The sequence below is a fragment of the Pseudomonas sp. Q11 genome, from assembly GCF_024494355.1.
GTDB lineage: Bacteria > Pseudomonadota > Gammaproteobacteria > Pseudomonadales > Pseudomonadaceae > Aquipseudomonas > Aquipseudomonas hefeiensis.
The window spans coordinates 17,951-31,491 of sequence record NZ_JAKNQY010000004.1 but is presented as its reverse complement, the minus strand read 5'-3'; the positions used below and the strand labels follow the sequence as shown (position 1 = coordinate 31,491).

General features: G+C 60.7%; 12 protein-coding genes. 10 read left to right on the top strand and 2 right to left on the bottom strand.

Going from position 1 to position 13,541, the window contains the following annotated elements:
* Positions 1-179: 179 nt before the first annotated feature.
* The 5 genes from MA884_RS05955 (at position 180) to MA884_RS05935 (ending at position 3,994) form a co-directional block, all read left to right on the top strand.
* Entirely contained in the window at positions 180-1,097 is a 918-nt protein-coding gene (locus tag MA884_RS05955) for a LysR substrate-binding domain-containing protein (protein ID WP_256229517.1), read from the top strand.
* 334 nt (positions 1,098-1,431) lie between these two features.
* Entirely contained in the window at positions 1,432-1,923 is a 492-nt protein-coding gene (purE, locus tag MA884_RS05950) for a 5-(carboxyamino)imidazole ribonucleotide mutase (protein WP_256229516.1), read from the top strand.
* A 12-nt stretch (positions 1,924-1,935) separates the two neighbouring features.
* On the top strand, positions 1,936-3,021 hold the full coding sequence (locus MA884_RS05945) for a 5-(carboxyamino)imidazole ribonucleotide synthase (RefSeq protein WP_047226717.1): 1,086 nt from the start codon (positions 1,936-1,938) through the stop codon (positions 3,019-3,021).
* 103 nt (positions 3,022-3,124) lie between these two features.
* Positions 3,125-3,370 (top strand): GlsB/YeaQ/YmgE family stress response membrane protein, encoded by a 246-nt coding sequence (locus MA884_RS05940; RefSeq protein WP_256229514.1) that lies wholly within the window; start codon positions 3,125-3,127, stop codon positions 3,368-3,370.
* 87 nt (positions 3,371-3,457) lie between these two features.
* On the top strand, positions 3,458-3,994 hold the full coding sequence (locus tag MA884_RS05935; RefSeq protein WP_256229513.1) for a DUF3299 domain-containing protein: 537 nt from the start codon (positions 3,458-3,460) through the stop codon (positions 3,992-3,994).
* Between the two features lie 136 nt (positions 3,995-4,130).
* Here the strand turns inward: MA884_RS05935 and MA884_RS05930 are convergent, their stop codons facing one another.
* Together MA884_RS05930 and MA884_RS05925 are read right to left on the bottom strand one after the other, a co-directional pair.
* Complete coding sequence (locus MA884_RS05930) at positions 4,131-5,030, bottom strand: D-hexose-6-phosphate mutarotase (protein WP_256229512.1); 900 nt, start codon at positions 5,028-5,030, stop codon at positions 4,131-4,133.
* A gap of 57 nt (positions 5,031-5,087) precedes the next feature.
* A complete protein-coding gene (locus MA884_RS05925) occupies positions 5,088-5,492 on the bottom strand; it encodes an acyl-CoA thioesterase (RefSeq protein ID WP_003177184.1) in 405 nt (134 codons plus the stop codon).
* 366 nt (positions 5,493-5,858) lie between these two features.
* Between MA884_RS05925 and MA884_RS05920 the strand changes: the two genes are divergently transcribed.
* From MA884_RS05920 to pstB, 5 genes are all read left to right on the top strand, one after another.
* Positions 5,859-7,157: an MFS transporter gene (locus MA884_RS05920; protein WP_256229511.1), complete on the top strand. Its 1,299-nt coding sequence runs from the start codon at positions 5,859-5,861 to the stop codon at positions 7,155-7,157.
* A 231-nt stretch (positions 7,158-7,388) separates the two neighbouring features.
* Positions 7,389-8,387 carry a phosphate ABC transporter substrate-binding protein PstS family protein gene (locus MA884_RS05915; RefSeq protein ID WP_256229510.1) on the top strand — a complete coding sequence of 333 codons (999 nt, stop codon included), beginning with the start codon at positions 7,389-7,391 and terminating at the stop codon, positions 8,385-8,387.
* Positions 8,388-8,602: 215 nt separating this feature from the next.
* Positions 8,603-10,888: an ABC transporter permease subunit gene (locus MA884_RS05910; RefSeq protein WP_256229509.1), complete on the top strand. Its 2,286-nt coding sequence runs from the start codon at positions 8,603-8,605 to the stop codon at positions 10,886-10,888.
* 15 nt (positions 10,889-10,903) lie between these two features.
* Positions 10,904-12,574 (top strand): phosphate ABC transporter permease PstA, encoded by a 1,671-nt coding sequence (gene pstA, locus MA884_RS05905; RefSeq protein WP_256229508.1) that lies wholly within the window; start codon positions 10,904-10,906, stop codon positions 12,572-12,574.
* 93 nt (positions 12,575-12,667) lie between these two features.
* Entirely contained in the window at positions 12,668-13,501 is an 834-nt protein-coding gene (pstB, locus tag MA884_RS05900; RefSeq protein WP_256229507.1) for a phosphate ABC transporter ATP-binding protein PstB, read from the top strand.
* Positions 13,502-13,541 lie beyond the last annotated feature (40 nt).

The window sequence follows — 13,541 nt, the reverse complement described above, 5'->3', positions numbered from 1 at the left end:
TAGAAATCATCTCGATAAGGACCCGGTCTGTGCCGGAACGCTGTGAATACTAGGCTTTCAGGAAAATTAGGGCCAATGCTGTTAAACACTGCCCTATGCACATTCGGCATAATGCGGGTGTGACGCCGACGGTACGGCGAGCGTGTGACCTGTTTTGGTGCGTGCCTTGGGAGGACGTGATGAATCTAGAAAGCAAATGGCTCGAGGACTTCAGTGCCCTGGCCGCTACCCGCAGTTTTTCCCAGGCGGCCGAACGGCGCTTCGTGACGCAACCGGCCTTCAGCCGACGCATCCGCAGCCTGGAGGCGGCGCTGGGGTTGACCCTGGTCAACCGCTCTCGCACTCCGATCGAACTGACAGCCGCGGGGCAGTTGTTCCTGGTGACGGCGCGCACCGTGGTCGAGCAACTGGGTGAAGTGCTGCGTCATCTGCACCACCTGGAAGGCGGGCAGGGCGAAGTGATGCAAGTGGCGGCCGCGCACTCCCTGGCGCTGGGCTTCTTCCCGCGCTGGATTGCACAACTGCGCAACGAAGGACTGAACATCGCCACGCGGTTGGTGGCGACCAACGTCGGCGACGCCGTCCATGCGTTGCGTGAAGGGGGGTGCGACCTGATGCTGGCCTTCTATGATCCGGATTCGGCCATGCAGATGGACCCGGAGATTTTCCCCTCGCTGCACTTGGGCCAGACCGAAATGTTGCCGGTGTGTGCGGCCGATGCCGACGGCAAACCGCTGTTCGACCTTGAAGGCGAGGCCAGCGTGCCGTTGCTGGCCTACAGCGCCGGTGCATTTCTTGGTCGTTCGGTGAACCAGTTGCTGCGCCAACGGGCCCTGCGTTTCACCACGGTTTACGAAACGGCCATGGCCGACAGCCTCAAAAGCATGGCGCTGGAGGGCTTGGGCATCGCCTGGGTGCCGCAACTGAGCGTGCGCGCCGAACTGGCTCGGGGCGAACTGGTGGTCTGCGGCGGCGGGCAATGGCACGTGCCCCTGGAAATCCGCCTGTACCGCTGCGCGCTGGTGCGCAAGGCCAACGTGCGCTTGTTGTGGCGCAAGCTCGAGGGCGGCGCGGCGCAAGGCGTGGCTGGCACCTGAGAACGCCGCAACGCCTTGTGGGAGCGGGCTTGCTCGCGAAGGCGGTGTGCCAGTTCAGAAGGTGGCGACTGACACACCGCCTTCGCGAGCAGGCTCGCTCCCACAGGGGAATTGTGGTGCTTTTTCGCTGACCTGAGAGTCAATAAAACCGCTGTTTAACCACAAATGACAGATGGTCGCGACAGGGGCTGTTTATCTATTTCATTGAGGTATACTGCGCGGCCTTCGGCCGGTCCAGATCGGCCATAATTCGTACAACAAGCCACGCCGGTTTCCTGCGTGGCTTGTTGTTTTTTGACGCGCCTGCGGGCGCCCAGAGAGAAGAGGCACGACGATGAGTGCACTGGTTGGCGTGATCATGGGCTCCAAGTCCGATTGGTCCACCCTTAGCCACACCGCCGATATGCTGGAAAAGCTCGGCATCCCTTACGAGGTGAAAGTGGTCTCCGCCCACCGCACCCCGGACCTGCTGTTCCAGTACGCCGAAGAGGCCGAAACCCGTGGCATCGAGGTGATCATCGCCGGTGCCGGTGGCGCGGCCCACCTGCCAGGCATGTGTGCGGCCAAGACCCACCTGCCGGTGCTGGGTGTGCCAGTGCAGTCGTCGATGCTCTCGGGCGTCGATTCACTGCTGTCGATCGTGCAGATGCCGGCCGGCATTCCGGTTGCGACCCTGGCCATCGGCAAGGCTGGCGCGATCAACGCGGCCCTGCTGTCGGCGAGCATCCTGGGCGCCAAGCACCCACAATTTCATACCGTGCTGAAAAAATTCCGCGCTGAGCAGACAGACAGCGTCCTGGACAATCCAGACCCACGCATTGCCTGAGGTGGTTGACGAATGAAGATCGGTGTAATCGGTGGCGGCCAGTTGGGTCGCATGTTGGCCCTGGCGGGGACGCCGCTGGGAATGAACTTCGCTTTCCTGGACCCGGCGCCGGACGCTTGCGCCAGCGCACTGGGTGAACACCTGCGGGCCGACTACGGCGATCAGGACCATCTGCGCCAACTGGCCGATGAAGTCGATCTGGTGACCTTCGAGTTCGAAAGCGTCCCGGCCGAAACCGTTGCCTTCCTGTCCCAGTTCGTCCCGGTCTACCCGAGCGCCGAAGCCTTGCGCATTGCCCGTGACCGTTGGTTCGAAAAGAACATGTTCAAGGACCTGGGCATTCCTACACCCGCGTTCGCCGACATTCAGTCCCAGGCCGACCTGGAGGCCGCAGTCGCTTCCATCGGCCTGCCGGCTGTCCTCAAGACCCGTACCCTAGGTTACGACGGCAAAGGCCAGAAAGTCCTGCGCAATCCTGAAGATGTGGCCGGCACGTTCGCCGAGCTGGGCAGCGTGGCCTGCCTGCTGGAAGGTTTTGTACCGTTCACCGGGGAAGTCTCGTTGATCGCCGTGCGTGCCCGCGACGGTGAAATCCGTTTCTATCCGCTGGTGCACAATACCCACAAGGACGGCATTCTCAAGCTGTCCGTCGCCAGCACCGATCATCCGTTGCAAGCCCTCGCCGAGGACTACTCCAGCCGGGTGCTCAAGCAACTGGACTATGTCGGCGTGATGGCGTTCGAGTTCTTTGAAGTGGACGGCGGCCTCAAGGCCAATGAAATCGCCCCGCGCGTGCACAACTCCGGGCACTGGACCACCGAGGGCGCCGAGTGCAGCCAGTTCGAAAACCACCTGCGGGCGGTGGCCGGGCTGCCGTTGGGGTCGACTGCCAAGGTGGGTGAGAGCGCGATGCTCAACTTCATCGGCAAGGTGCCGGACAGCGAGAAAGTCCTGGCGATTGCCGATTGCCATCTGCATCACTATGGCAAGGCGTTCAAGGCCGGGCGCAAGGTCGGTCACGCCAACCTGCGTTGCGCTGACCGGGCCACGTTGGCCCAGCAGATCATCAAGGTCGAGACATTGATCGCCGAACAATAGTCTTCAGCGACGGTGGAACCATTGGTCGGCCAGCTTCTCTGATGGCTAGGTGCCAAAGTCTGAACGGGCTTTGGTCTGGCTACTTATCTCAGAGGGAAATGCCATGGGAATCATTGGAACCATCTTTATCGGCTTGATCGTTGGCCTGCTGGCGCGCTTCCTGAAACCGGGCGATGACAGCATGGGCTGGATCATGACCATCCTGCTCGGTATCGGCGGTTCGTTGGCAGCCACTTACGGCGGCCAGGCCCTGGGCATTTACCAGGCTGGCGAAGGCGCCGGTTTCCTCGGTGCCCTGGTGGGCGCGGTGGTGTTGCTGGTGATCTACGGCTTGATCAAAAGAAACTGATTCTGTGACCAGGCCCCCTCTGCGTTGGCGCGCAGAGAGGGCTAGAATGCCCGGCGTCGCACTTCCTACTTATTGCCGAGCCCATTCATGCGCCGTCTAGTCTTGACCCTTTTTCTGCTGGGCAGCAGCCTGGCCCACTCCGCCGAACTGCCGGAAACCGACTGGCTCGAACTGATGCCCAAGTCGGACCAGAAAGCCCTTGAGGCCATGCCCGAGATCGACCATAACACCCCCGAAGCCAGCGGCACCTTCACCGAAAAAGGTGGCCTGAAGCAAAGCAAGGGCTTGCCGGCGGTGATGTATTCGAGCAAGACCGTGGCGTCGATGAACGACAAACACATTCGTCTGGGCGGCTACCCGGTGCCGCTGGAAACCGACGCCAAGGGCCGCAGCACGCTGTTCTTCCTGGTGCCTTACCCAGGTGCCTGCATCCACGTCCCGCCACCACCGCCCAATCAACTGGTGCTGGTGCGCTATCCCAAGGGATTGAAACTGGATGACATCTACACACCGCTATGGGTGACCGGCACGCTGAAGATCGAAAAGGTCGACAACGACCTGGCCAGCGCGGCGTATGCCCTGGAAGCGGAAAAGGTGAGGGTGGTGCAGGAGGCGGATTTGTAACCAGTCGCGGATATGGCGTAGATCCCAATGTGGGAGCGGGCTTGCTCGCGAAGGCGGTCGGTCAGTTGATACTTATGTTGACTGGCACACCGCCTTCGCGAGCAAGCCCGCTCCCACAATGGTTTTGGGGTGTGGCTTAGAGCGGCTTGCTGCCGATGCTCACCCCGAGGGTATGACTGGCCTGCGGCAGCAGCGTCACCACATCGTCCATCACATTCGCCGTCTCGATGCACAGCATGCGCTGCCAGCCATCGTCGGCCATGTCGCTGAAGGCCTTGGCGCGTTCGGTCCAGGGGTTCCAGATCACCGCCGAGCGTGAACCGCTGCTGGTCAGTTCGATGCGTCGTTCCCAGTGCGGGTCGACGATGCTCAGCTTCGGTGGGGTATCGAGATAGATGCGATCGGTCTCGCCGGCAAAGTGCAGATCGCCGGCCTGGGTCACGGTGTTCCAGTCGTCCAGTGTTTCGATATAACGCAAGCCATCCACGCCTTCGACATGCACGTTGCGCACGTCACTGACGGCGAAGTAACTGTGCAGTGCCTGGCTCAGGCTGACGGTCTCGCTGCCGCGGTTATGGCTGGTGAGGCGGATGTGCAACTGCTCGTCCATCACGATGGTCAGCGTCAGGTCTACCTGATGGGGCCAGCCTGAGAGACCGTTTTCGGGGTAGGGCAGTACGAATTCCACTTTCAGGCTTTCGCCCTGGGCTTCGATGCCCTTGAGCTCCCAATCCATCGCCCGCACCAGGCCGTGAGCCGTGGCCGGTTCGTTGCTCACCCGCATGGCCTGCACGCTGTCGGGGTTGCGCGTCAGGTTGCCGAACCACGGCCAGCACACCGGCACTCCGGCGCGGATGCTCTTGCCGGCCTTGAACGTTGCCTGGTCGTTGAGCCAGATCAGCGGCGGCTGGCCGTCGACCTGATAGCTGAGAATGTGCGCGCCTTGCTGGGCCACCAGCAACTCGGCCTGACCGTGGCGGATGCGCCAGCCGTTCAGTTCATCCAGTTTGACGGCTTCGACATGGGGCGTAGGCATACTGCAAGTCTCGTTCAGGAACATGAACTGCAATGGACCGCAAAACGGCCCCCGCGTTTAACGGGCGCGCGGCGGAACCGAGCGGGTACGACCACTGCCATCGATGGCAACGAACACGAACACCGCCTCGGTGACCTTGCGCCATTCGCTGGACAGTGGATCGTCACTCCAGACCTCGACCATCATCTGGATCGAACTGCGGCCGATCTCCAGCGCCTGGGTGTAAAAAGACAGCTGGGCACCCACGGCCACCGGCACCAGAAACGCCATGCGATCGATCGCCACGGTGGCCACGCGTCCGCCGGCCACTTTACTGGCCATGGCCGTGCCGGCCAAGTCCATCTGGGAAACCAGCCAGCCGCCGAAAATATCGCCAAAGCCGTTGGTTTCGCGGGGGAGCGCGGTGATTTGCAGGGCCAGGTCGCCTTGCGGGATTGGATCTTCCTGTTCGAGCTCTATCATGCCGGGGGTGCCTCTGACCCGTAACTCTGTCTTATGTATCAGGTGAATAGCCGTCTTTGAAAAAAACGATTCAGCCCGAACATGCGGCGTTCGTCACGTTTTTCGTAAAGGCGTGCCAAAGGGAAACTCTGCGAAACCGGCTGACTAAGTTACTACGTCACCAACGACGTTTTCGCACAGCAACCCCTTACAGAGTGTTGCAAGGTTGCGAGTATATCGAGCGATAGACGTCGAGACGACCACCCGGTTCCGATTTTGACTATCAATTACGCGCCTCTATGTGCTTTTTTGAACAATTTGCTATCGTGCCGAGCCTGCCCACCGTTGTCCGGGGTTGCAGAACTGACTATAAGAGAAGCCCTTGCCATGACCACTGCGCCTTCGAGCACGGCGACACCCGTTCAATCGGCTCGTCCATTGACCCGCAACGATTACAAGACCCTGTCGCTTTCTGCCTTGGGCGGCGCGTTGGAGTTCTACGATTTCATCATCTTCGTGTTCTTCGCCACCGTGGTCGGAAAATTATTTTTCCCCGCCGAAATGCCTGAGTGGCTGCGCTTGATGCAGACGTTCGGCATTTTTGCCGCCGGTTATCTGGCCCGGCCGCTGGGCGGGATCATCATGGCTCACTTCGGGGACCTGTTGGGCCGCAAGAAAATGTTCACCCTGAGCATTTTCATGATGGCCGTGCCGACCCTCATCATGGGCTTGCTGCCGACCTATGCCCAAATCGGCATGTGGGCGCCGATTCTGCTGTTGCTGATGCGGGTGATCCAGGGCGCGGCCATTGGCGGCGAAGTGCCGGGGGCCTGGGTGTTCGTTTCCGAGCACGTTCCGGCGCGCCACATCGGCTATGCCTGCGGCACGCTGACGTGTGGCCTGACGGTGGGGATTTTGCTGGGTTCGCTGGTGGCCACGGCGATCAACAGCATCTATACGCCGGTGGAGGTGGCGGATTACGCCTGGAGGATTCCGTTCCTGCTGGGAGGTGTGTTCGGCCTGTTCTCGGTGTACCTGCGTCGCTGGCTGCACGAAACCCCGATATTCGCCGAGCTGCAACTGCGCAAGGCCCTGGCCGCTGAAGTGCCGCTGCGGGCGGTGCTGCGTGATCATCGCGGCGCCATTGCCATTTCGATGTTGCTGACCTGGCTGCTGTCTGCCGGCATCATCGTGATCATCCTGATGACCCCGACCGTGCTGCAAACGGTGTATCACTTCAGCCCGACCATTGCCTTGCAGGCCAACAGCCTGGCGATCGTATTCCTGAGTTTTGGCTGCATCGGTTCTGGCGTGCTGGCCGACCGTTTCGGTGCCGGGCGAGTGTTCGTGTTCGGCAGTGCGCTGCTGTTGATCACCTCCTGGACTTTCTACCACAGCCTGTTCAACCATCCCGACTGGCTGTTTCCGCTCTATGCCCTGAGCGGGCTGCTGGTGGGCACCATCGGCGCGGTGCCTTATGTCATGGTCAAGGCGTTCCCGGCCGTGGTGCGCTTCAGCGGCCTGTCGTTCTCCTACAACCTGGCCTATGCAATTTTCGGCGGCCTGACCCCGATGATCGTCACTTTGCTGCTCAAGGAAAACCCGATGGGGCCAGCCTATTACGTGGCGGTTATCTGCGGTATCGGGATTGCAGTGGGGGCGTATCTCTGGAAGCAAGGTCGTTAAGCCTTTATCGACTGTATTGACCTCATCGCGAGCAGGCTCGCTCCCACATTGGATGCTGTGTTCACCGCACATCCCCTGTGGGAGCGAGCCTGCTCGCGATTGGGGCTGCTCGATCTTCTTTTAAATCTCAATAATGGCCTTTCATCCAATTGTCATATTTCAGCCATAGAGTGTTCACACGGCTTACCGATACTTGGCCGACTTAACACACCTATCTGCTAGGAGTAAGGCATGAAACTGAAGCGTTTGATGACGGCAATGACCTTTGTCGCCGCTGGCGTTGCGACCGCCCACGCGGTTGCCGCTGTCGACCCAGCCATCCCGAGCTACACCAAGACCACTGGTGTGTCGGGCAACCTGTCCAGTGTCGGCTCCGATACTCTGGCCAACCTCATGACCCTGTGGGCCGAGAACTACAAGAAAGAATACCCGAACGTAAATATCCAGATTCAGGCCGCCGGTTCCTCCACTGCGCCACCTGCTCTGACTGAAGGCACCTCCAACCTGGGCCCGATGAGCCGCAAGATGAAGGACAACGAACTGCAGGCCTTCGAAACCAAATACGGTTACAAGCCTACTGCTGTCCCAGTGGCCGTTGACGCCCTGGCGGTGTTCGTACACAAGGACAACCCGATCAAGGGCCTGACCATGGCTCAGGTCGATGCGATTTTCTCGTCCACTCGCCTGTGCGGCGCCAAGACTGACGTCAAGACCTGGGGTGACCTGGGTGTGACCGGTGACCTGGCCAACAAGCCAGTCCAGTTGTTCGGTCGTAACTCGGTATCCGGCACCTACGGCTACTTCAAAGAAGAAGCCCTGTGCAAAGGCGACTACAAATCCAACGTCAATGAGCAGCCTGGTTCGGCCTCGGTTGTACAGTCGATCAGCAGCTCGCTCAACGGCGTTGGCTACTCGGGTATCGGCTACAAGACCGCCAGCGTGAAAACCGTTGCCCTTGCCAAGAAAGAAGGCGAGCCGTTCATCGAAGACACCGAAGAAAACACCCTGAACGGTAAGTACCCGCTGTCGCGTTTCCTCTACGTCTACATCAACAAGGCACCGAACAAGCCTCTGGCCCCGCTGGAAGCTGAGTTCTTGAAGCTGGTCCTGTCCAAGCAAGGTCAGGAAGTTGTGGTCAAGGACGGTTACATCCCACTGCCAGCCAAGGTTGCCGCCAAGGCACTGGCTGACCTGGGTCTGTCCGAAGGCGGCAGCGTCGCCAAGAAGTAACACCTGAGCCCGGGCCACGCCCGGGCTTTTGTGGGTGCGGGCTTGCTCGCGAAAGCGGTAGGTCAGTCAACATTGAGGTTGAATGTGATGGCCCCATCGCGAGCAAGCCCGCCCCACACCCAAATTTCTGTCCGCTGCCGGTGTCCACGTGCGGCGGATTTGTTGCGTCACTGCATTGTCATCTTTCTGTCATACAGGATCGCTAGGGTGTGCGCATGAATGATCTGGCCAATTCCACAATGACTACGACTTCCCCTCCCAAGCGCATTGATTTCAATACGCCTGAACTGCAACGCAAGCGTCGCATCCGCGCGCTCAAGGATCGCCTGACCCGCTGGTACGTCCTGATCGGCGGACTCGCCGTGCTGGCGGCCATTACCCTGATTTTCTTCTTCCTTGCCTATGTGGTGGTCCCGCTGTTCCAGGGCGCGGACCTGACCTCCCAGGACTCGATCACGCCTGCCTGGATGCAGGACGCCGGCAAACCGCTGATGATCGCCATCGAAGAGCAGAACCAGGTGGCGATGCGGATTTCCGACAAGGGCCAGGCCCTGTTCTTCGACATCGACACCGGCGCAGAGCTGCGTCGTGTCGACTTGCCGGTGCCCGCCGGTACCAGCGTGACTTCCATTGGCGAAGACCAACCCGGCAGCCCGCTGGTGGTGATTGGCCTGTCCAACGGTCAGGCACTGGTGCTGCGTCATACCTATAAAGTCAGTTACCCGGACGGCAAGAAAACCATCTCGCCCGCCATTGAGTACCCGTACGGCGAAACGCCGATTGTGCTCAACGAGCAGGGCGCGCCGCTGGAGCACGTTTCGCTCAACGCCACTGATTCGACCCTGTTGCTCGCCGGTTCCACGGGCGCGCAACTGCATGTGTTGTCGATCACCAGTGAAGAAAACATGATGACCGGTGAAATCACCAGCGAGCAGACGCGTATCGAGCTGCCGCAGATGACCGAGCCGGTCAAAAACATCTTCGTCGACCCGCGTCAGCAATGGCTGTATGTCGTCAACGGCCGCGCCCAGGCCGACGTGTTCAGCCTGCGGGACAAGAGCCTCAACGGCCGCTACAAGCTGCTGGAGAACGGTGACGCCCAAGTCACTGCCAGCACCCAGTTGGTGGGCGGGATCTCCCTGATCATTGGTGACTCCACAGGTGGCCTGGCCCAGTGGTTCATGGCCCGCGATGCGGACGGTGAGCAACGCCTGAAACAGATTCGTACCTTCCAGATGGGCACTGCGCCGATCATTGAGATCACCGCCGAGGAGCGTCGCAAGGGCTTCGTCGCCCTGGACGCGTCCGGCAAGCTCGGCGTGTTCCACAGTACCGCCCACCGCACTTTGCTGGTGGACCAGGTGGTCGACGGTCAAGGCCTGTTCGGCATGTCGCCACGGGCCAACCGTCTGATTGTGGAGCAGGGTGGCAAGCTGCAACCGTTGCTGCTGGACAACCCGCACCCGGAAGTGTCCTGGAGCGCGTTGTGGAGCAAGGTCTGGTACGAAAACTACGACGAGCCTAAGTACGTCTGGCAATCGACCGCCGCCAACACCGATTTCGAACCCAAGATGAGCCTTGCGCCGCTGACCTTCGGCACCTTGAAGGCTGCGTTCTACGCGATGCTGCTGGCTGCGCCGCTGGCGATTGCCGCCGCGATCTACACGGCGTACTTCATGGCTCCAAGCTTGCGCCGTAAGGTCAAGCCGGTGATCGAGCTGATGGAGGCGATGCCGACGGTGATCCTCGGCTTCTTCGCCGGCCTGTTCCTGGCGCCGTACGTCGAAGGGCATTTACCGGGTATTTTCAGCCTGCTGATGTTGTTGCCGGTGGGCATTCTGGTGGCCGGTTTCGTCTTCAGTCGCTTGCCTGAGTCCGTGCGCCTGAAGGTGCCTGAGGGCTGGGAAAGCGCGATGTTGATCCCGGTGATCCTGTTCGTGGGCTGGCTCTCGCTGTACATGAGTCCGTACATGGAAGCCTGGTTCTTCGGCGGCGACATGCGCATGTGGATCTCCCATGACCTGGGCATCACCTACGACCAGCGCAACGCCCTGGTAGTCGGCCTGGCGATGGGTTTTGCGGTGATCCCGAACATCTACTCCATCGCCGAAGACGCCGTGTTCAGCGTGCCGCGCGGCCTGACCCTGGGTTCGCTGGCCCTCGGTGCCACACCGTGGCAGACCATGACCCGCGTGGTGATCCTCACCGCCAGCCCTGGCATCTTCTCGGCGCTGATGATCGGCATGGGTCGGGCGGTCGGCGAAACCATGATCGTGCTGATGGCCACCGGTAACACGCCGGTCATGGAAATGAACCTGTTCGAAGGCCTGCGCACCCTGGCGGCCAACGTGGCGGTGGAAATGCCTGAGTCGGAAGTCGGCGGCAGTCATTACCGCGTGCTGTTCCTGTCGGCGCTGGTCCTGCTGTTGTTCACTTTCATCATGAACACCCTCGCCGAGCTGATCCGTCAGCGTCTGCGCAAGAAATATTCGTCGCTTTAAGAAAGGTAGAAGTCTGTGAAACAGAACTCCCTGAAAGGATGGTTCAAGAGCGGCGCCCCCGGCGTCTGGATCAGCGGTGGCGCGGTGTCCATCGCGGTCATCATGACCATTGGCCTGCTGGCAGTGATTGCCGTGCGCGGTCTGGGCCATTTCTGGCCGGCCGACCTGATCCACGCCAGCTACAACGTGCCGGGCATGCCCGCGCAACTGGTTGTTGGCGAAGTGGTGCAGAAGGAATCAGTGCCCCGCGAGCGCCTGAAAAGCGCTGGCCTGCCGGTGCCGGACGAAGGCCCCGAATTCATGACCCGCGAGCTGATCAAGGTCGGCAACCGGGACCTGAACGGCACCGACTTCACCTGGATCGTCGGCGATTGGCTGACCAACCAGACCACGCCGCCGGAGCTGATGGCCATCGAGCGTCGTGAGTGGGGGAACTTCTACGGCTATCTGGTCAACGTCAAAGAAAACGGCAAGATCATCGCCGAAGGCGAAGCGGCCTGGCCGGAACTGCAAGCTCGCGTGGCCCGGGTCAACAAACTCGCCGCCGAGCTCAAGACCCTGGAAAAATCCGACATCGGTGCAATCAACGCAGGGCTTGAACGCATTCGTCTCAAAGGTCGCAAGCTGGAGCTTGATGGCAAACTGGATGCCGCGGCACAAGCGGACCTGGACGCTGACCGTGCTGAGTACGATGCCCGTTACAAGGACATCGAGGCCCGTCTGGGTGATCTGCACTCGCAGTTCAACCGCGACAGCCTGACCGCCCGCGATGCCAATGGCAAAGAACTGGAAATCGAAATCGGCAAAGTGGTGCATGCCTACCAGCCCAACGGCATGGGCACGTTCACCAAGATCGGCTTCTACTTCAGCAAGATTTGGGAATTCCTCAGCGACGATCCTCGTGAAGCCAACACCGAAGGCGGGATCTTCCCGGCGATTTTCGGCACGGTGATGATGACCCTGATCATGGCGGTGATCGTGACGCCGTTCGGTGTGCTGGCAGCGGTGTACCTGCGGGAGTACGCTCGTCAGGGCCCGATGACCCGTCTGATCCGCATTGCGGTGAACAACCTGGCGGGTGTACCGGCCATTGTTTACGGCGTGTTTGGCCTGGGCTTCTTCGTGTATGTGTTGGGCGGCTCGGTTGACCGGCTGTTCTTCCCTGAAGCCCTGCCGGCGCCGACCTTCGGTACTCCGGGCCTGCTTTGGGCGTCCCTGACCCTGGCGCTGCTGGCGGTGCCGGTGGTGATCGTGGCCACCGAAGAAGGCCTGGCGCGTATCCCGCGTACGGTCCGCGAAGGCTCCCTGGCCCTCGGTGCGACCAAGGCTGAGACGCTGTGGAAAATCGTGCTGCCGATGGCGAGCCCGGCGATGATGACCGGCATGATCCTCGCAGTGGCTCGCGCCGCCGGTGAAGTGGCGCCATTGATGCTGGTAGGCGTGGTGAAACTGGCTCCGTCGCTGCCGCTGGACGGCAACTACCCGTACCTGCACTTGGACCAGAAGATCATGCACCTGGGCTTTCACATCTATGACGTAGGCTTCCAGAGCCCGAACGTCGAAGCGGCGCGACCGCTGGTATACGCCACGGCGCTGTTGCTGGTGCTGGTGATTGCCACGCTCAACCTGTCGGCGGTGTGGATCCGTAACCACCTGCGCGAGAAGTACAAAGCGTTGGACAGCTAAAGCCATTAGCCACAAGCGGCAAGCTACAAGCCGCTTTTGCTCAAAACTTGCAGCTTGCAGCTAGAAGCTTGCAGCTACGAACGGAGTGAGACCATGCAACACGAGACACAAGCACGCGGCATCAACATGTCGGCCCTGGGCCGCGACAAGCAGAGCCTGGACCTGGCTCAGGAAACCGTCGCCATCGAAGTGCCCGGCCTGAGCCTGTTCTACGGCCAGAAGCAGGCGCTGTACGACGTCAGCCTGAACATCCCGAAGCAGCGCGTCACGGCGTTCATCGGGCCGTCGGGCTGCGGCAAGTCGACCTTGTTGCGTACCTTCAACCGCATGAACGACCTGGTGGACGGTTGCCGCGTCGAGGGCGAAATCAACCTCTACGGCAATAACATCTACCGCAAGGGCGAAGATGTGGCCGAGCTGCGTCGTCGGGTGGGCATGGTGTTCCAGAAGCCTAACCCGTTCCCCAAAACCATCTACGAGAACGTGGTCTACGGCCTGCGTATCCAGGGTATCAACAAGAAGCGCATTCTCGACGAAGCGGTGGAGTGGGCGCTCAAGGGCGCGGCGCTGTGGGACGAGGTCAAGGATCGTCTGCACGAATCGGCACTGGGCCTGTCCGGGGGGCAACAGCAACGACTGGTGATCGCCCGTACCATCGCCGTGGAACCGGAAGTCCTGCTGCTCGACGAACCCTGCTCGGCCCTGGATCCGATCTCGACCCTGAAAGTCGAAGAACTGATCTACGAGCTCAAGTCCAAATTCACCATCGTCATCGTGACCCACAACATGCAACAGGCGGCGCGGGTTTCTGACTACACCGCCTTCATGTACATGGGCAAACTGGTGGAATTCGGCGACACCGACACGCTGTTTACCAACCCGGCCAAGAAGCAGACCGAAGACTACATCACGGGTCGTTACGGCTAGCCGTATAGCCGCAAGCGTCAAGCTACAAGCGGCAAGTAAA

Coding starts and splice junctions, on each gene's coding strand:
- MA884_RS05955 (WP_256229517.1), top strand. CDS start 180: ATGAATCTAGAAAGCAAATGGCTCGAGGACTTCAGTGCCCTGGCCGCT.
- purE (WP_256229516.1), top strand. CDS start 1,432: ATGAGTGCACTGGTTGGCGTGATCATGGGCTCCAAGTCCGATTGGTCC.
- MA884_RS05945 (WP_047226717.1), top strand. CDS start 1,936: ATGAAGATCGGTGTAATCGGTGGCGGCCAGTTGGGTCGCATGTTGGCC.
- MA884_RS05940 (WP_256229514.1), top strand. CDS start 3,125: ATGGGAATCATTGGAACCATCTTTATCGGCTTGATCGTTGGCCTGCTG.
- MA884_RS05935 (WP_256229513.1), top strand. CDS start 3,458: ATGCGCCGTCTAGTCTTGACCCTTTTTCTGCTGGGCAGCAGCCTGGCC.
- MA884_RS05930 (WP_256229512.1), bottom strand. CDS start 5,030: ATGCCTACGCCCCATGTCGAAGCCGTCAAACTGGATGAACTGAACGGC.
- MA884_RS05925 (WP_003177184.1), bottom strand. CDS start 5,492: ATGATAGAGCTCGAACAGGAAGATCCAATCCCGCAAGGCGACCTGGCC.
- MA884_RS05920 (WP_256229511.1), top strand. CDS start 5,859: ATGACCACTGCGCCTTCGAGCACGGCGACACCCGTTCAATCGGCTCGT.
- MA884_RS05915 (WP_256229510.1), top strand. CDS start 7,389: ATGAAACTGAAGCGTTTGATGACGGCAATGACCTTTGTCGCCGCTGGC.
- MA884_RS05910 (WP_256229509.1), top strand. CDS start 8,603: ATGAATGATCTGGCCAATTCCACAATGACTACGACTTCCCCTCCCAAG.
- pstB (WP_256229507.1), top strand. CDS start 12,668: ATGCAACACGAGACACAAGCACGCGGCATCAACATGTCGGCCCTGGGC.